This window comes from Salinimonas profundi, assembly GCF_014750655.1.
Lineage (GTDB): Bacteria > Pseudomonadota > Gammaproteobacteria > Enterobacterales > Alteromonadaceae > Alteromonas > Alteromonas profundi_A.
In genome coordinates, this window is the sequence record NZ_JABBXD010000003.1 from 53,438 (window position 1) to 71,280 (window position 17,843).

Consider the following 17,843-nt stretch of genomic DNA (forward strand, 5'->3'; position numbering starts at 1 on the left):
ACTCCAGGGTTTATACTTGCCACCATGAATACTGTGGCTACGTTAAAAATTGGCGAATTGGCCCGGCAGGCAAACGTCTCGGTGGATACTATTCGCTTTTATGAAAGCAAAGGGCTGATTAACGCAACCATGCGATCAGCCAGCGGATATCGCCTGTTTAGTGACGAGGATAAAGCGCGCCTGTTATTTATCCAGCGTGCCAAACAGCTCGGATTTACCTTAGATGAAATTGGCGAATTACTCGCTTTAAAACTTCACCCTTATGATCATACCTGTGAAGAAGTTAAGCAGCGTACTGCGCAGAAACTTCAGACAGTCAGTGAAAAAATCGCTGAGCTTGAACGCATTCAGCGCTCACTAAAAACGCTCTATGCCGCCTGTGGCGGAGGCGCGCAAAGCGCTCAACATTGCTCAATTCTGCAGTTACTGGAGTCGGATAACCCGTTATGAATGATCTGTATTTGTTAGCTGAAAATTTTATTGCGCTATTTATGGAATCAGCCCCCTGGCTGCTGCTGGGCTTACTGGTTGCCGCTATCATGCATGAACTGGTTCCGGTGTCGCTCTTGCAACGTCATATGGGAAGTAACAGTATGAGCGCGGTTGCCAAAGCTGCGGTTATCGGCGCGCCGCTGCCGCTGTGCTCCTGTGGTGTCATCCCTGCTGCGGTGGGGCTGCGTCGAAGTGGTGCATCAAAACCGGCCACCGTGTCGTTTCTCGTCTCTACGCCGGAAACAGGTGTTGATTCTGTATCAGTTTCTTATGCCCTGCTTGGCCCGCTATACGCTATCGTGCGCCCGTTTGCCGCCATTTTCAGTGCGATTTATGCCGGCTTATTAGTTAAATTTTTTGCGCCTGCCGATAAGCCAGCGACACCCGTGGCAGCATCTGCAAACACATCTTCATGCTGTAGTAGTGCGGCGTCTGAGCCAGCGGTCACAACAGCCAGCTGCTGTGACACCGAAGAAGCATCATCCACTTCGTGCAGCAGCGGTCATCCAACGCTAAGGCAAACACCGGCAAAGGATAAAGCCAAAGCGATGTGGGAATTTGGTACAGGTCAATTGCTATCGGACATTACTGTCTGGCTGCTATTCGGTCTGGCACTGGCTGCCGCGATCCAAACCTGGGTTCCGACCGACTTTCTCACTCAATGGGGTGATGGCGTGCTAGCTATGATAATCATGGCAGTTATCGGTATTCCCATGTATATCTGCGCCACCGCCTCAACGCCATTGGCAGTTGGGTTTCTGGCGGCAGGCCTGTCGCCCGGCGCGGTGCTGGTATTTTTACTGGCGGGCCCGGCGACTAACGTATCGACCATGGGAATGATAGTAAAAGAGCTGGGCCGGCGCTCACTGATGTTGTACCTCTTCGCCGTCTTTACCGCCAGTATCGGGCTGGGCTACGCCCTGAACTGGGCAGTATCCGCCTTTTCCTGGCAATCGCTGATTGTAACTGCCGGCAGCGTGCACGAACATGGCGACAATACGCAGTTTCTTTATGCCGCGAGTGCTATCGCACTGGCATTACTAATGGCAAAAACAGTGGTCTCTCAGGCAAGAGAACACTTTCGTTCATCACCTTCTCAGTCTGATTGTTGTCATTGATGAAAACTGCCATGGAAGGCCGTTTTCCACATAGCTGTCACTGAACGCATTTCTATTGCTTTTTGATTGATTTTCACACAAGCTAGTAGCCAGTTTGCATCAGGAAGATGCGTTGTACCACGGAACGGCACTATGTTTTACTATCCCGCCTCTCGCACGAGAATCTTTTCCCGGTTATTTAACTGGGCACGTCGCACCACACGACGTTTTCATCTGTCAGAAACCATCCGAATTGCTCGTCAGCTTATCCACTTCGGACCATGGCGATACAGCATCATTGCCCTGATTCAGTTTTTTCGCGGTCCGGCCCGCTGGCGTCCTACCAACGTGTCGCTGATGCACGGACTCAATGCCAAGACAATCGCATCTGCACTTCACACCAACGGCGTGTACAAAGCGGGTACGTTGCCGCGGTCGTTTACACAAAGTATGACAAAAATCACAGACCAGCTTCCAGCCGCTGAATATCACCAGTCCCACGAGGTCAGCCAGCATGTGGCGAAAATTGCCAGCGACCCTGCAATCCTCAATGTGGTCAGTGAATATTTACAATGTGAACCGGTGCTGATTGAATCGTCTCTATTTGTCACCAACCCTGAGGCCGGTAAAAAACCGCTTTCTCAAAATCACTTTCATTTCGATTACGCAGGCTGGCAGTCGCTCAACGTCTTTGTCTATCTGACCGATGTCAGCATAACAAGCTCCCATCATGTGGCTATCGCTGGCTCACATAAACGTATAACACTTCGTACACTCCTTGATGGAGGCATGAGCGACAAAGACGCCTACACATCGCTACAACATGACATTACGCCAATAACGGGACGGGCCGGGACCGTGTTTTTCGAAAATGTTGAAACACTCCATAAGCGAACGCAAGGCCATGAGCGACGGGTATTATTAAACCTGACCTTCACTTCACATCGTAACCTGATGAGCTATGGACGCGCGCATCCCAACCAGCTTGCCCGCCGCGATAAGATCTTTGCCGACATAACCGGTCAGAGCAGCCTGAAAAATCCTACCGCCGACTTGTAGGGTTTAAGGCTCAGTCACGATACACTTAGCCAATAAGATATTCCTTCAGGCTGGTAAAACGTGACAAACGCAAAATGGATAGTGGGTATTGATGGCGGCGGTACGCGTTGCCGGGCGCGCCTTGAGTCTGTTGACGGGCGCCTGATCACCGAAACCGAAGCAGGCCCTGCCAATGTTGCGCAAAATGCAGAGCAGGCTTATCGCTCGGTCCTGCAAGTGTGTGAACAGGTAATGCAGTGCATCCCTCAAGAAGATAGAACTGCGGTATATGTGGTCGCTGGTCTGGCCGGGCTTAATATTGATAAATACGCAGCCATCGCCCAGCAGTGGACACTGCCCTTTGATCAGGTCCGCTATACCACTGACATGCACATAGCCTGCGCTGGTGCGCACCTGCAGCAAAACGGCGCATTAATTATCACTGGCACTGGCAGCTCCGCCTATGTCAGAACCGACAGCATAGAAACAACGTTGGGTGGTCATGGTTTTCCACTTGGCGATGAGGCATCGGGTGCCTGGCTTGGCTGGCAGGCGTTGCAGTCTACGCTGCATACTCTTGATGGCCTTAAGGAACACAACGACCTGGCAGAGCAGGTTTGTGCAACGTTAAGCCTGCATACCGCCCAGGAGTTGGTTGCCCACGCCCTGCACTTTCGCTCTGTCGATTACGCCGCCCTGGCGCCGCTGGTGACCCATCAGGCTGCACGGGACGAACCCGTCAGTCGTGAAATTATGCAAAAAGGCTGTGACTATCTGACCCGACTTTTTACCCGTATACAAGCCTGTAACCCGGGCAGAATTGCTATGACCGGCGGGCTGGCACCGGTATGGCGTCCCTGGCTGAGTCAGCACGTGCAGGCGGGTTTGTCAGAACCACTGGCAACGCCCACACAGGGCGCGATATGGTTAGCCCAATCCACTTTAACTCCAATGTAAATAACGCCGATTATGACTGATTATTTTGCCGATACCCTGTTCGATGGCCATACCCTGCTAAACAATGTGTTGTTCAGCGAAGATAAAGGCGTGATTACAACATTTACTCCTGATACCTCACCAGCCACCGCGCAACATGCCACACATTTGGCCGGGCTTGTCGCGCCCGGCTTTGTGGATATTCAGGTAAACGGGGGCGGTGGCGTGCAGTTTAATGACAAACCCAGTGCGGAAGCGCTGCACACTATGGTCCGTGCTCATCGTCAGTTCGGTACCACCAGCATGCTCCCCACGATTATCACGGATGACATCGATATTATGCGCCGGGGCGCCGATGCGGTTGCCAATGTGCACGCAGCAGATCCCTCAGGCATAGTAGGTATACACTTTGAGGGGCCACATCTGAGCCAGGCAAAAAAAGGCATGCACAGTGATGCGCATCTGCGCCCGCTTACAGATGCTGAAATGACGTTATTCTGCCGTAAGGACATTGGTCAGGTCATGGTCACCGTGGCACCAGAGGCGGTGTCTTGCGAACAAATCAACGCACTGGTCTCAGCCGGTGTGATTGTCAGTGTCGGGCATACCAATGCTACATTTGAGCAGTGCATGGCAGCCTTTGAAGCTGGCGCTACCGGCGCAACACATTTGTTCAACGCTATGTCCCCGCTGACCAGTCGCGCGCCCGGTGTGGTAGGGGCAGCGCTTTATCACGATAACGTTTACTGTGGCCTGATTAACGATACTCACCATGTGCACCCGGCAAGTGCGGCGCTGGCAATTCGTGCTAAGGGAGCGCAAAAAATCATGCTGATAACCGATGCAATGGCACCGGCGGGCAGTGATATTGATTACTTTGTCTATCAGGGTGTGAATGTCTATCAGCGTGGTGAAACGCTGAATCTGGAGGACGGTACGCTGGCAGGCTCTAACCTGACAATGTCAGAAGCAGTACGCAACACGCGTGATGTCGTTGGCGTAGACGCCTGGGCCACTTTGCAAATGGCGACCTCAACACCCTCTGCATTTTTAAATAATCCTCAGATTGGACATCTGAACGTTGGGGCGTGGGCAAACTTTGTGGTGCTGGATGATAATTTCCGCTTGACGTCTGTCGCTGCGGCTTGCCCCCATATTGCATCGTGAAAATTGTTGTATAAAAGACGTTGGGAATGCGGCTTCGAGCATCCCCCTGTAATTAAAAGAAATTATAACGAAGATTAACACCGTACGTATTGACGTCATCGCCAATGGAGGCTTCCGCCCCTACGGCCAGTTGATCAGTAAAAAAGTAGTCGGCGGCCACTGACACGCCCGTGTCACTGCCTTCATCAACATCAATAAACTTAACCGCGCCACGTAACTCAAAGCTTCTGGTTAACATCGTGCGCACGCCAGCGGTCAGGCCATATCCGTTGTCGTCGATAGATTCTGAGCGACTACCAACTTTGGCAGTCAGCTTTACGTACTCATAGCTCAGTGTGCCGTACACGTCTGCTGAGCGCGTTAATCCGTAACGATAACCAAAACCCAGGGACGCTTCATCAAAATCCAGGTCAAACGCTTCAACCTCATCACTAAGCCGGCTGAAGGTACCGTTTAAAAAAATACTGTCTGTAAGCGCTTTTGAAGCAAAGATTTTAAAGCCCGCGGGCTGAAAGCCATCGCTGTTATCCACATCCGCCTGGCTATAGCCAACAGAAGCATAATCATAAACAGGTTCTACGGCAGCAGCGCCTACACTCCACACGCCCAGTAACGCGGCGATAAGTACACCTTTCATGGTTTATTCCTTTAATAAATTCCGGTCCGCCCTATGCGTACAAAACAGATAGTAACCAGATTTTTTAAAGAAATTAAAGATCTTATATCGTCTTTAACTGAGCATACCGGTGGCAACTTTCCTGTCCGATTGCTGTTAATCGGGCAGCGTTATTGTCTGACAACTTTGAAGCTCACAATCCAGGGTTTACGCTTATCATAGCCCTGTCCCAATGTAAGTAGGATGCGCGCCGGCTCCTGAGGGTTCTCCATGGTGGTCGTGCGGCTTCTCGGCGCTTCGTTCGTACTGGCTTGCCACTTATCGCCCAGGCAACGCTGCGTCAGCATTTGCGCCTCATCATGCACACTTTGTGCTTCCTGTTCGGTAGCGTACTGTGCGCTGCACATGTATTGCATAGTACCGTCACTGGTTTCGACAACTTTACAGTTATCACCCACCAGTTGCGCTTTTGCATTCCAGGATGTCATGAATTTTGAGCTGACTTCGGCTCCTTTGAGCGGCATAAATCCGTTATCCGCTGAGCGCACCAGCGCCGTGACCTTTTCACAGTCAGACATAGCGTCAACTTTACTTTGTTGCTCTGATGACATGCCCGAGCAGCCAGCAAGAGCAAAGGAAAGCAGTAACGTTGTGGGTAAATAGTTATTCATAAAGGTCTCCGTATCTTTTCACCAGAAAGCGTTAAAAAAAGAGACCGCAAACAGACAGTTTCACCGGTTCTGACTGTTAATCTTTTTTGCAGGTTAAGGGATTTACATAGCAATTATAAGCCAATACGAGAAAAGCGTGTATTTTCGGTTAGTTTATTTTGATTCATGCACACGCTGCGTACTGCTGAAAGTTTTATCACCGCGCAGTAATAAAAATGGACTTTTCCGAGTGCATCAACTATTTCATTAAAGACACCTTGCGCTGCCAATCTGGTGATAACGGTGAACGATAAATACAGACCACCTGTTTGTCTGACCCTGCTCTTGCTTGTACCCGCTTTACTGCTGACGGGCTGCGCGCGCCTGCCCCCCAGAGAATTACCGGACGAGCCACCGCTGGTGTCAATTATCGACTCGCCGTTATATCAGGATATCGAAAAGCTGGGCCTGAAATATGAGGGAGACTCCGGGTTTGAACTTCTGTCTGATGGTATGGAGGCACTTGCTGTCAGGCTGCGACTGATACAGGCCGCGCAGACCAGCCTGGATGTACAGTATTATATCTGGCATGACGATTTGGTCGGCCAGGTCATGGCGAACCGCTTGCTGAAGGCAGCCGATCGCGGTGTTAACATACCTTGAGTTCAATTGATGGATGCAACACACTGGTTAAATCTCTGAGCTGGTGTTTCATAGTCTAACGTCTTTCTAGGTCTTTCGTTAAGTTGTCTTGCGACGCTACTAAGTTTTTGTTGACTGTGTACTGATAAGTCAGTGCTTTTGGGGAAATACTGTCTCAAAAGTCTATTGGTATTTTCATTTGAACCGCGTTGCCAAGGAGAATGAGGATCACACAGGTATACTTTGATGTCAGTTGCCAGTGTGAACTGCTTGTGGTCTTTGATTTCCCTGCCTCTATCCCATGTGAGGGATTTATACAATTCGCTTGGTAGCTTTTGAGCTTGTTTAATCAGTGCAGCGATAACAGTAGATGACTTACTATCTTCCACTTTGGCAAGCATCACATAACGGGAATGGCGTTCAACAAGCGTTGCGATGTAGCTATTCTTTGAGCCGCATATCAGGTCGCCTTCCCAATGTCCCGGCACAGCTCTATCCTCAACGGAAGCTGGGCGCTCACTGATTGATAAAGCATCTGAAATTTGGCCTAAGCCTTGGCCTTTTAGGGTTGTTGTACGAGACTTTCGGACGGTTCTTTTCGTTCTCAAGCACCGTTGCAGCTCTTTCTTCAGCGCTCCTCGCGTCTGAATGAAGAGTGTTTTATAGATGGTTTCGTGGGACACGTACACTTCCTGATTAGCGGGATATTGTCGCTTCAACCAACCCGCAATTTGTTGGGGTGACCATGCTCTTTTAAGCTTAACAGCTATCAGTTTACATAACTCTGGCGAGCCGATTAATTTACATGGCTTAGGTCTTAATGCTTCGTCCCATGCTCGCTGTTCTGCTTTAACGGCACGGTAGCGCTCCAGTCCACCATTTCGCTTTATCTCTCGACTGATTGTAGATGGCGCTCTGGACAAACGCCTGGCAATTTCTCGAATGGATTGTTTACTGACTAAGCACCGTGATATCTCTTCTCTTTCATCAAGCGAAAGAGATTGTGGATGTCTTTTTCTTTCTGGTGGCCGATATCCTCCAGTTTGATAGATGGTGGGCATAATCGAAGAATGATTGCGGTCAAACATTCTGGCAATGTCATGAAGCGAATCGCCTTGCTTATATCTGTCCCAAATAAGTGCTTTTTGTTCAGGTGAATAATAGATGCGCTTTCTTTGTTTCATGGCAACATTCCTCCTCAAGTAAGGATAGCGTTGCATTCACCAGTTGAACTCAAGACGTAAAGCGGACGTTCGCTATTCTGCTGTTGGATTGTGTACGTTCCATTCATCGCATTTCGGTAGGACGGAGGGTCAACACCTCATAACCATTTTGTGTGACTAGTATAGTGTGCTCCCATTGAGCAGATAACTTTTTATCCCGAGTAACCACAGTCCAGCCGTCTTTTTTCAATTTGGTTTTATGGCTACCTTGATTGATCATAGGTTCAATAGTAAATGTCATACCTGCTTGTAATCGCATACCCGAATTCGCAGATCCAAAGTGCAACACTTGTGGCTCTTCATGCATTTCCTTACCAATTCCATGCCCACAATATTCACGCACAACACTATATCCGCGCCTTTCTGCATGGTTCTGGATAGCAAAACCAATATCACCAAGCGTAGTACCATGTTTTACCGCTTTTATTCCTGCCCACATTGCTTCATATGTCACATCAACAAGCTCACGAGCAGCGGGTGAAACACTACCCATTAAATACATCTTGCTGCTATCGGCAATATAGCCGTTTTTCTCAAGTGTGATATCAATATTGACAATATCGCCATTTTTAAGTCTTTTGGATGGCGACGGTACGCCGTGACATATCACCTCGTTAACCGAACTGTTCAATACGTATTTGTAGCCGTATTGCCCCTTACTCGCGGGCCTGGCATTAAGTGTTTCAACAATAAAACGCTCAACAAAGTCATTCACTTCTAACGTGGACATGCCCAAGTCAATTATCTTGTCTAACTCAGTAAAAACACGCGCCAGTAGTTGCCCCGATTCGCGCATCAATTGAATTTCGTGCGCCGATTTCACCAAGCTATTCACTGATCAACCTAACCGACTTCACGTTTTGAGAACGCATTTCACGTTCAATAATTTGCTCATAGGTTAACGTTGGATTCTGCTCGGCAATCCGACCTACTTTCATCCAAAATTCTGCTTGAGAATTTATTGAACGCTCCATTACCGCACTGGTTTTGCGAACCTCTTCATGAAGAGTATCTGAAATTTTTACTATACCCATAACGATTACACTTTAACTATGAATTGTAGCATTATGTATCACAATGGATGCTTATTGCAAATTAGAAAAGCGTGCCAGGAGTAGAACAAATAAAGCCGATATCACCCCAGCTAAAAAATGATCCGCTAACCTTTCATTCATCAAACGAAGGCGGCAGTCTGCTCTTGTTTTTTTCTGCCACTACGTTAATTATCCGAGGCAACATAGTAAGTAAACCGCACCATGATGTAATTACTATCAGCGTCCGATTGCAGTATGCTAGATTCCTTCTTAACCCGAAATCAATTCAGTTTAAAAGCTATTCATAAGTTCAGTATAAAGTCTCACGAGATTTAAATAGTCTGGATTGCTCTTGCTAAAGTGGACACAGCCCTGAGGCTGTTGGTGGCGGTATTGCTAGTGGAGTTATTGGTGGTGTCGCAGATTTTGCGGGCGGTTTTGGTTTCGGCGTTGGTGCTGGCATCACGGGCAGTAGCGGTTTAGGCACAGCGATTGGCACAATTAGTGGCGCTTGTTTTTGTTACTTATAATCAAAAGAAGCATCGGTCACTCTTTCTGGTAAGAAAAATGACTGTACTCTTTTTATTAAATTACACCACGACATTATTTCTTGTATTTATATTTGCGGGAGCGCTTGCACCTGAGAACCAATCTGTACGCATTGCTTTTTATACAACGGTTGTTTTAATGGTGACACTTGTTTGCTGGATATGGGGCAGACATTCGATAATCAGGCGTGGCAAATATGTTTATATCCAAACATTCCCAACCGTCACCAAAATTCACGAAGAAGAAATTGAGAATCTTACAATTATTGAAAAGCACGTATTGGTTAATAAAAAAGATAGAAGTCAGAAGAAACATCATTTTATGTTTGGCCCGACCGAGGGTATTCATGACTCTGTAACCCCTTTAATCAATAATCAGATTAAACGGTTATAATCAATGCATCCACAACATCACTACGAAGTTAAAAACGGCTAAATCCTAAATGCAGGTTATTGAATGGTAGAGGCCGGGGCTCGGTGTCAGTTAAAAAGCGTAACCTTAGTCTCAGAACGAGTAGACAACAGTTTCATGACCAACCTATCTTAAACACTTATCTCAAAAGCGCTAAATACCACTCAAAGACACCTTTCACAGCGAGTAATATATAACGTTACTACTTTATACTCCGGCAATAAGCCCCAGTTGTTAACCGGGGCATCAGGACTACTTCTTGCTCTTATCCAAATCATAATGATAGAGCGCTTTACCCTTGTCATCGATGAATTCAAGAGTAAACGTGTGATGATTGACTTTTACGACAGCAAAACCGGCTGATGATTTGGCAAAAGCGGTAAATTCCCGCTGTGCCACCGGGCGGATCTCTGAGCCACCACCAGAAACAAAGTGTTCGACACTACTACCGGCAGGCTTGTTGTGTTGCAAATCATGTTCATGACCGGCGATGTAGGCATCTACCTCATACTTTTCCAACAACGGTTCTATTACACCGCGTACTGCGCCGGTTTCGCCGTAGCGTTTACCGCTGGAATAAAGCGGATGATGACCAATCACAATGGTCCAGTCGGCATTTTCATTGTCTTTCAGCGTTTGTTCAAACCAAGCCAGTTGCGCTTTGCCGTCCTGCCGCTGGGTCTCTTGATACTTGGGTTCGTGCTGATAATCTGGATTAAGTGGGTTAGTATCTAAAAAGACCAGATGTACCGTCCCTCCTTCTTCAAGTTTGATCATCTTCTCAAAATACTGGGCGGGCATATTCCAGCGACGACTAATATCAGAATAATCGATTTGGGCCTGCCAATTGCCCCGATAATCATGATTACCTAGCACCACGTACCAATCCACAAAGAGGCTCGGACCATCATAAATGGCTTCGTAGGAACTCTGCCAGTAGGGATCATTGACCGACGCAACACCGTTCTCATAAAAGTTGTCACCGGTTGAAATGATCATGTCTGCATCAAACTGATACGACGCAACATCCATCCATTTAGCGACGCTGCGCTGAGCAAAGTGGCCATTTCGGCCCCAATCACCGACGACCAAAAAGGTGTAGCCGTCATCCATATCAGTTATTGAAGACTTTATTTGGTGTGTTTGATAGTAGTGCTCATCGAAGACTTCGTCTTGCTGGTGTTCGGCAGCATAGGTGAGCGACGAACTGACTAATGTGGCCAGAACTAAACGTTGTATAAATTTCATTAAAACCTCAGAGTTCTGGCGGACCGGGGCCCGCCTTTTTTATCAATTTTGATTAAAGTTGCCAGTTAAAACCAATTTCGAAAGTACGGCCATACTCTTCGTACTGGGCATTCTGGTCACGTCGGTCGAAGTAGTGATAGTACGGTTCATCATTAATATTGATGGCATTAAAATAGACCGTAAGATCCTGGTTGATGTAATATTTGCCCATGAAATCTAACTGTTGATGAGCATCTTCCATTCGCAACATGTCACCGTCGATTTCGTCCAGGTTTTTACTTTTGTAATTCATAGCCAGACGCAGGCTCCAGTCGTTGTCTTCGTACCCTACAGTAAGATTACCAACGGTATCCGACTGGTTAGGCAGGCTGGTTTTATATTCCTCGCCGTCTAATAAGGTGGTGGCATCAGAAGATGAGAAGGTACCGTTTGCGGATAGAAGCAGACCGTTATCAAAAACTTTAACCCACGACAGCTCAACACCCGATAGATCAGCGTCTTCACCATTGCGCGGCTGAATGACTTCGTCAAAGCCTTCCCAGCCCTGCATGCCTGCTACATCAGCGTAGACCACAAAATTATCGATTTGCTTGTAAAACAAACCGGCAGATAGCACACCAATCTGGCCCGGGTAGTATTCAACCGACAGGTCGAAGTTATCTGACTCATAAGGTTGCAATTGCGGGTTACCCACTTCTGCTTCACGCTCGGTAACAAAAGCGCCATCATCCTCTTCGGTTTTGCTCTCAATAATCTGAAAAGCGGCTGATTCCTCAAAGCCCGGGCGCGCGATTGTTTGTGTATAGGCACCGCGAAAAATCAGCTTGTCTGAAATAGTGTACTTAACGTTAATGCTGGGCAGAAAGTGATTATAATTTCGCTCAGACTGCCATACCGTATTAGCCACTTCTTCTGTATCATTTTGTTCATCTTCAATCAGCTCGACACGCATCCCGGTGGTATCAAAGTCGGTTTTTTCATAACGAACACCGGCCACTATGTGCAAGTCGTTAATATCAAATGTACTCATCAGATAAGCTGCGAAGATATCTTCGTTGGTTTGGTAAGACGCGCCATTGGACTCCAGTTCAGAATCAAGGTCAGCCAACTCTAACGCACCACGATTCTGGTCAAAATAAGAACGCATCTCGCCGCGGTTAAGGCCCGGGCCGAAGTTACCCAGCCCCCAGTCTACGTCACCGGCCGCAAAGCGCGTGGGATCCGTATTATCGAAGTCCCCGTCGTAATTGTAGATGTTGCTGTCGACAGTTTTAGTGCGGGTACGGTACTTAATCCCGGTTTTGATTTCGGTGAGATACGTGTTTTGGGCAAAGGCTTTGCTCAGGTTCGCTTTAATACTTTTTTCTGTATCCTCGGCATAGTTATCCTCAAAGCTGATTTCGTCAACCTCGTAGTTATTGAAATCATTGACCGACTCCGGGTAAACAATGCTGGGGATGACCTGTTGCATATCACTCTCGATACTGTCGTTTTCGATGATAAAGTTGTAATAAAGTGCATCCGGCTCATCTTCGTCAGACTTGGCATAACCCAGTTGATAGTCAAAAGTCCATTCGTCACGAACATGCTCGCCCCCGACAGCGATAGTCAGAATAGATTGTTCTTCATAACGGTCTTTGGATTGACGTTCAACTTCGGAGTCTTCGTCGTCAAATACAAAGGTATTGCGCTGGCGATATTCTTCATCAGAAAATTCGCTGTACAGGGTGCGAAGATAGTAAGAATTATTGAAGTCAGGACGATAGTCAAAGTTGACCGCAGCCCCTAAACGCTCACGGGTAATCGTGTAATGACGCTGTTCAATTTCGTCGTCAGCATTTGACTCGATATTGTCTGAACCAAAATCGCGTTTGAGATATGACAAGGCTGCGGCCACACCAAACGTGTCTTTCCAGAGGTTGGTATAAGTGCCGGAAACCTTAGGGCTCACCTCATCGCGCAACTCGTTCTGACTTAGTTGCCCCGATACACTGGCAGTCTGGCCTTTACGGTCAAAGGCGCTTACCGATTTAACAGCAATCGAACCACCAATCGCGTCACCGTCCATATCCGATGTCACAGACTTAGAGACTTCCAGGGTCTGAATTAACTCAGAGGGAATAACGTCCAGAGTAACTGACCGAACTCCACCTTCCGGAGAAGGCACATTTAAACCGTTGATGGTAACGTTATTCAGATTAGGGTCGATACCACGAATAGATACAAAGCGGCCTTCCCCCTGATCGCGTTCGATAGACAAACCAGGCAGGCGTTGCAATGATTCGGCTGCGTTTTGGTCTGGAAACTGCCCGATAGCATCGGCAGAAACTATGGATTTGATATTATCAGCCATGCGCTGCTGATTAATTGCACTGGCCTGACCGCCACGCTGACCTCGAACCATCACCTCTTCAAGAGTATCGCTGGCGCTTTCCAGCGTAATCACTGGCGTTATATTTTTGCCCTCGGTCAGCGTAATCTTGCGAGAAACGGGCTCTGCCCCCAAATATGTCACTACCAGTGTAAACTGACCGGCTGGCAGATTATTAAACCGAAATGTGCCGTCGCGGGCAGAGAAAGTTTCCTTACCTAATTCAGTAATTTCAATCTTCGCTCCGGCAAAAACCCGGTCTTGACTATTATTGGTTAGCTGGCCAATCAAGCCAGCGTTATCCGCTGCGACTGAAGCAAACGAATAGCAAGCAGTACTGACAGCCAGAGTCAGGCTTGAGATACGATTTTTCATGTGTGTTCTCTTAAATGTTGTGTGTTGGCGGCTACGGTATAAAGCAAAAGTGACACGTTGATGATCGCTGAAACCTTATTGTGATATTTTTTCAGCAATGCTAAAGGCTATTAAAGCTCGCCATGAAGCGCGTTTAGGCAAGCTTTAACTTCTTTAAATTCATAGAAGTAAGTAGTACCTTCGAGCGGTTTACACATTGCTGGGAAAGTCACTTCTTTTTCGTTATGAAGCATTCTCACCACAATATTCTGCTCGTTGTTCTGATACACTTCCCACTGCACATTTGCCGCCATAGGGGCGATATCAGCAGAGCGCCATGGATTGGTTTCATACGTATAGATTTCACCCTCGTCCACAGTGACTTCGGTGCCATCAAACTGTAGCCAGGTTGCTACCGGCATCAGCACCTGCGCGTGGGTAAACCGGAAACTGGCCAGCGGTGCATCTTCCGTGTCATCAATAAGCGAGTCGATTTGTAAAAGCATTTCACTGAACAGTGCATCCGCCGCCCGGTAAGTGATATCATCACCGGTGAAACCTGGGCCACGGCCATAAAACGAGTCAGCATCGTCCATATAGGCTAGCCAGGCTGCGTTCTCGTCGCTAATGAAAGGCGTCATATCGAGATCATCACTGTCTTTGGCAAGATCGGGGATCACCGCATACATACCATACAATGCCGAGACTGCATCCATACCATTGTCCAGTGTGTCCTCACCGTTATTGGCTTCAAAGTGCAATTTTCCTTGCTTCAGCTTGTCGATAAACGGCTGCGTGAACAGGCCTGACAATATACTTTCGCTGACGTCTGCCGATTTTTCGCTGTTTTCAATCTGCGCCATCGCATTTTTGATACGCGGGTCGCTGTCTTTATATTCCTTGTAATCATGCGGGCCCTCGGCCTTGTGGAAATAAAGTGTCGCTTTGCTCACATAAGGAACTTGAAATTGGTCTGCCAGCACCGGTGCCGATTTGAGCAGACCCTGTCTGAATGCCTCGCCACTTTGTGCAGCCCGTGACCGCCCGGAGTTAGAAAACAACACCTGTCGTTCGGTTTCAGCTGTAAAAAAATCAGGATGGCGAGCGACCAGCCGCTGCGCCATATCATAATGCTCCTGCTTACCAATAGTACTTAGCTTGCCGTAACCTATTTTTTCCTGGACTTGCGTAAGCTTTGCCACTTGGGTAATTAACTTCTCGCCTAAAGGTGTCAGCGCATTGTCCGCTTTAGCCGCGAGCAGAAGGTCCATCATCAGTACATCATCATCGGCACTGGAAAGCCCCCGAGATCCATGTCGGGCTACATGTTGAATCATTGCCAATTGATAGCCCTGCGGTACCTGACTATAGGACTGGTAATCCTGCTTAGGTTGATAAGGTGTTTTACTAGTTAGAAAATTCTGTCCGTTGGCGACAGCTGATACCGTCACAAGTGATGCTGTGAACAATGTCAGTGTTCTCATAGAGGCTCCCGTCAAAAGTAATATGATCCGCTTATTGTTAAGCAGGGCTTAACGTTGATTAAGAGAAACATAAGCAACTGTTATATCGAATAAATTTGATGGCACACATCCTATTTTCCCAATATGACAGTCTGATTACTTTACTGTTACCAAGCTATAAGTCGCGTAGTTTTCAGTATCAATGACATCTACGGCTGATTGAAATGTGCTTAAAGCGTTTGCACGCCTGCTGTGCTCAACCTGATAATCGATTTGTTAATAAAACTGCTTTGCTGGTAATACCGAACAATACTTAAGGTGTGAGTAGCTAAATTGCGTAACGTAATTTTTTCGTTAGCATAGTCGAGGATTACCGATATTAAATGGTAGGAAACTGTTTATATTTAGAGCTAATGAGAGATGTTATCGAGCAAATAAAGCCACTTTTATATCCTCCGTGAAACAGATATCTCATAGCTTAAAAAACCACGGTTAAAAATATTGTTATTTAGTCAGATAAGCCATTTGTGAACGTTCAGACCTGATGGTCTGCTTCTTGCGCTCAGCATACCATCTCCCTTTCAGCGGTAATTGGGAAAGATTGGACAAAGCGGGATGAAGCTTATAGTAGACAGCAATTTGAAATTTTGGACACAATGACGTGTCCTCAAAACAAAAAAGGCCACCTAATGGTGGCCTCTTTTATAGAGAATGACTTCTTATTCTACCGTTACCGATTTAGCCAGGTTACGGGGCTGGTCTACGTCAGTGCCTTTAATCAGTGCCACATAATAGGACAACAACTGAAGCGGTAGCGTATAGATGATTGGTGCGATAGCGGGTTCGCAGTGCGGCACGTTGATAACGCGCATGGTGTCATCACTGGTAAATTTGGCATCTTTATCAGCAAACACATACATGATACCGCCGCGAGCGCGTACTTCTTCAACGTTAGATTTAAGCTTTTCAAGCAGTTCGTTATTCGGCGCAACCACGATAACCGGCATTTCTTCATCAATCAGAGCCAGTGGGCCGTGCTTCAGCTCGCCTGATGCGTAGGCTTCCGCATGGATATATGAAATCTCTTTGAGCTTCAGTGCGCCTTCCATTGCAATCGGATACTGATCGCCACGTCCCAGGAACAGGCTGTGGTTCTTATCAGCAAACTCCTCGGCCAGATCTTCAATGCCTTCGCTGATGGTCAGCGTTTCTTCCAGCTTAGCGGGCAAGCTGTGCAAGCCGCGCACGATTTGTGCTTTATCGTCGCTGGTCAGGCCGTTGTGCTCACCAATTGCCAGGGTCAGCATTAAAAATGCGGTTAGCTGCGTGGTAAACGCTTTAGTAGAGGCTACCCCGATTTCGGCACCGGCTTTGGTCATAAACGCCATATCCGACTCACGCACCAGTGAAGAACCAGGTACGTTACAAATGGTCAGGCTGGACATATAACCTAAGTCTTTGGCCAGACGCAGGGCGGCCAGTGTATCGGCGGTTTCGCCCGACTGCGAAATAGTAACCAGTAAGCTGTTCTCGTGCACTACTGATTTGCGATATCTGAATTCTGAAGCGATCTCGATACCGCAAGACACATTCGCATACTGCTCCAGCCAGTAACGTGCTGTCATGCCCGCGTGATAGCTGGTACCGCATGCAATAATCTGCACGTGTTTTACTTTGGCCAGAATCTCCACCGCCTGCTCGCCAAAAATATTGGTCATCAGGCCATGTTCGTCCAGACGATCTTTTAGGGTATTACGCACAACGGTAGGTTGTTCGTGAATTTCCTTAAGCATGTAGTGGCGGTAGCCTGCTTTATCGCCCGCGTCGTGCTCAACTTTCGAGTCAACAATTTCACGCTCTACCGGCTCACCGTTTTTATCAAAAATCAGCACTTCACGGCGAGTCACCTGAGCCACATCGCCCTCTTCTAAGAAGATGAAGCGGCGTGTCACTGGCAATAACGCCATCTGATCAGACGCAATGAAGTTCTCGCCCAGACCCAGGCCGATAACCAGCGGGCTGCCAGAACGTGCGACAACCACCTTTGAAGGGTCTTCACGATCCATAATTACGGTGCCGTATGCACCATGAAACTGGGCAACAGAATTCTGTACGGCTTTAAGCAGGTCGGCCCCTTTTTCCATCTCTGCATGCACGGTGTGAGCAATGGTTTCGGTGTCGGTGTCGCTGGTAAACCGGTAACCGGCAGCGCTGAGCTTTTCACGCAGGTCGATATAGTTTTCGATAATACCATTGTGAACAACGGCAATTCGCTCGTTGGAGGTGTGCGGGTGGGCGTTACTTTCTGTTACGCCGCCGTGGGTGGCCCATCGAGTATGCGCGATACCCGTCGTACCCGGCGCACCGTGCTGGGCAACAGCATCTACCAGCTCCTGTACTTTACCGGTACGGCGAAGGCGGTTAATACCACCGTCATTATCAAGCAGCGCAACACCGGCTGAATCATAACCACGGTACTCAAGACGTTTAAGTCCTTCCAGAAGGATCTCAACAACATTACGTTCGGCGACAGCGCCTACAATTCCACACAT

General features: G+C 47.8%; 16 protein-coding genes. 7 read left to right on the top strand and 9 right to left on the bottom strand.

What is annotated here, in order from left to right; translation table 11 throughout:
- The first annotated feature begins 24 nt into the window (after positions 1–24).
- The 5 genes from zntR (at position 25) to nagA (ending at position 4,730) form a co-directional block, all read left to right on the top strand.
- On the top strand, positions 25–450 hold the full coding sequence (gene zntR / locus HHX48_RS07615; protein WP_191023816.1) for a Zn(2+)-responsive transcriptional regulator: 426 nt from the start codon (positions 25–27) through the stop codon (positions 448–450).
- Positions 447–1,610, top strand: a complete 1,164-nt coding sequence (locus HHX48_RS07620) for an SO_0444 family Cu/Zn efflux transporter (RefSeq protein WP_191023818.1) — start codon at positions 447–449, stop codon at positions 1,608–1,610. Before zntR ends, HHX48_RS07620 begins: the two co-directional genes overlap by 4 nt.
- 132 nt (positions 1,611–1,742) lie before the next feature.
- Positions 1,743–2,648 carry a phytanoyl-CoA dioxygenase family protein gene (locus HHX48_RS07625; protein ID WP_191023820.1) on the top strand — a complete coding sequence of 302 codons (906 nt, stop codon included), beginning with the start codon at positions 1,743–1,745 and terminating at the stop codon, positions 2,646–2,648.
- A 60-nt stretch (positions 2,649–2,708) separates the two neighbouring features.
- Positions 2,709–3,584, top strand: a complete 876-nt coding sequence (locus HHX48_RS07630) for a BadF/BadG/BcrA/BcrD ATPase family protein (protein ID WP_191023822.1) — start codon at positions 2,709–2,711, stop codon at positions 3,582–3,584.
- A gap of 12 nt (positions 3,585–3,596) precedes the next feature.
- Complete coding sequence (nagA, locus tag HHX48_RS07635) at positions 3,597–4,730, top strand: N-acetylglucosamine-6-phosphate deacetylase (protein WP_191023824.1); 1,134 nt, start codon at positions 3,597–3,599, stop codon at positions 4,728–4,730.
- Between the two features lie 52 nt (positions 4,731–4,782).
- Here nagA and HHX48_RS07640 read toward each other — a convergent pair whose 3' ends face one another.
- Together HHX48_RS07640 and HHX48_RS07645 are read right to left on the bottom strand one after the other, a co-directional pair.
- A complete protein-coding gene (locus tag HHX48_RS07640) occupies positions 4,783–5,367 on the bottom strand; it encodes an outer membrane beta-barrel protein (RefSeq protein WP_191023826.1) in 585 nt (194 codons plus the stop codon).
- Positions 5,368–5,516: 149 nt separating this feature from the next.
- Positions 5,517–6,017, bottom strand: a complete 501-nt coding sequence (locus HHX48_RS07645) for a hypothetical protein (RefSeq protein ID WP_191023828.1) — start codon at positions 6,015–6,017, stop codon at positions 5,517–5,519.
- A gap of 282 nt (positions 6,018–6,299) precedes the next feature.
- Between HHX48_RS07645 and HHX48_RS07650 the strand changes: the two genes are divergently transcribed.
- Positions 6,300–6,659: a phospholipase D-like domain-containing protein gene (locus HHX48_RS07650; protein WP_191023830.1), complete on the top strand. Its 360-nt coding sequence runs from the start codon at positions 6,300–6,302 to the stop codon at positions 6,657–6,659.
- A gap of 2 nt (positions 6,660–6,661) precedes the next feature.
- Here the strand turns inward: HHX48_RS07650 and HHX48_RS07655 are convergent, their stop codons facing one another.
- The 3 genes from HHX48_RS07655 to HHX48_RS07665 all read right to left on the bottom strand — a co-directional run bounded on the left by HHX48_RS07655 (position 6,662) and on the right by HHX48_RS07665 (position 8,895).
- Positions 6,662–7,822 carry an IS30 family transposase gene (locus HHX48_RS07655; protein WP_191023832.1) on the bottom strand — a complete coding sequence of 387 codons (1,161 nt, stop codon included), beginning with the start codon at positions 7,820–7,822 and terminating at the stop codon, positions 6,662–6,664.
- Positions 7,823–7,925: 103 nt separating this feature from the next.
- On the bottom strand, positions 7,926–8,657 hold the full coding sequence (map, locus tag HHX48_RS07660) for a type I methionyl aminopeptidase (RefSeq protein ID WP_397541075.1): 732 nt from the start codon (positions 8,655–8,657) through the stop codon (positions 7,926–7,928).
- 31 nt (positions 8,658–8,688) lie between these two features.
- The gene (locus HHX48_RS07665; protein ID WP_191023836.1) at positions 8,689–8,895 is read right to left on the bottom strand and encodes a ParD-like family protein; all 207 of its coding nucleotides are present in this window, start codon (positions 8,893–8,895) and stop codon (positions 8,689–8,691) included.
- A gap of 492 nt (positions 8,896–9,387) precedes the next feature.
- Here HHX48_RS07665 and HHX48_RS07670 point away from each other — a divergent pair, with 492 nt between their 5' ends.
- Entirely contained in the window at positions 9,388–9,837 is a 450-nt protein-coding gene (locus tag HHX48_RS07670; protein WP_191023838.1) for a hypothetical protein, read from the top strand.
- A gap of 270 nt (positions 9,838–10,107) precedes the next feature.
- Here HHX48_RS07670 and HHX48_RS07675 read toward each other — a convergent pair whose 3' ends face one another.
- The 4 genes from HHX48_RS07675 to glmS form a co-directional block, all read right to left on the bottom strand.
- A complete protein-coding gene (locus tag HHX48_RS07675; RefSeq protein WP_191023840.1) occupies positions 10,108–11,103 on the bottom strand; it encodes a purple acid phosphatase family protein in 996 nt (331 codons plus the stop codon).
- 52 nt (positions 11,104–11,155) lie between these two features.
- Positions 11,156–13,849, bottom strand: a complete 2,694-nt coding sequence (locus tag HHX48_RS07680) for a TonB-dependent receptor (protein ID WP_191023842.1) — start codon at positions 13,847–13,849, stop codon at positions 11,156–11,158.
- 110 nt (positions 13,850–13,959) lie between these two features.
- A complete protein-coding gene (locus HHX48_RS07685) occupies positions 13,960–15,312 on the bottom strand; it encodes a histidine-type phosphatase (RefSeq protein ID WP_191023844.1) in 1,353 nt (450 codons plus the stop codon).
- A gap of 698 nt (positions 15,313–16,010) precedes the next feature.
- Complete coding sequence (glmS, locus tag HHX48_RS07690; RefSeq protein ID WP_191023846.1) at positions 16,011–17,843, bottom strand: glutamine--fructose-6-phosphate transaminase (isomerizing); 1,833 nt, start codon at positions 17,841–17,843, stop codon at positions 16,011–16,013.

Excerpts from the sequence above, each read along its gene's own strand:
- glmS (WP_191023846.1), bottom strand. The coding sequence starts at position 17,843 with ATGTGTGGAATTGTAGGCGCTGTCGCCGAACGTAATGTTGTTGAGATC.
- HHX48_RS07620 (WP_191023818.1), top strand. The coding sequence starts at position 447 with ATGAATGATCTGTATTTGTTAGCTGAAAATTTTATTGCGCTATTTATG.
- HHX48_RS07665 (WP_191023836.1), bottom strand. The coding sequence starts at position 8,895 with ATGGGTATAGTAAAAATTTCAGATACTCTTCATGAAGAGGTTCGCAAA.
- map (WP_397541075.1), bottom strand. The coding sequence starts at position 8,657 with ATGCGCGAATCGGGGCAACTACTGGCGCGTGTTTTTACTGAGTTAGAC.
- HHX48_RS07655 (WP_191023832.1), bottom strand. The coding sequence starts at position 7,822 with ATGAAACAAAGAAAGCGCATCTATTATTCACCTGAACAAAAAGCACTT.
- HHX48_RS07645 (WP_191023828.1), bottom strand. The coding sequence starts at position 6,017 with ATGAATAACTATTTACCCACAACGTTACTGCTTTCCTTTGCTCTTGCT.
- zntR (WP_191023816.1), top strand. The coding sequence starts at position 25 with ATGAATACTGTGGCTACGTTAAAAATTGGCGAATTGGCCCGGCAGGCA.
- HHX48_RS07640 (WP_191023826.1), bottom strand. The coding sequence starts at position 5,367 with ATGAAAGGTGTACTTATCGCCGCGTTACTGGGCGTGTGGAGTGTAGGC.
- HHX48_RS07685 (WP_191023844.1), bottom strand. The coding sequence starts at position 15,312 with ATGAGAACACTGACATTGTTCACAGCATCACTTGTGACGGTATCAGCT.
- HHX48_RS07680 (WP_191023842.1), bottom strand. The coding sequence starts at position 13,849 with ATGAAAAATCGTATCTCAAGCCTGACTCTGGCTGTCAGTACTGCTTGC.
- HHX48_RS07675 (WP_191023840.1), bottom strand. The coding sequence starts at position 11,103 with ATGAAATTTATACAACGTTTAGTTCTGGCCACATTAGTCAGTTCGTCG.
- nagA (WP_191023824.1), top strand. The coding sequence starts at position 3,597 with ATGACTGATTATTTTGCCGATACCCTGTTCGATGGCCATACCCTGCTA.
- HHX48_RS07625 (WP_191023820.1), top strand. The coding sequence starts at position 1,743 with ATGTTTTACTATCCCGCCTCTCGCACGAGAATCTTTTCCCGGTTATTT.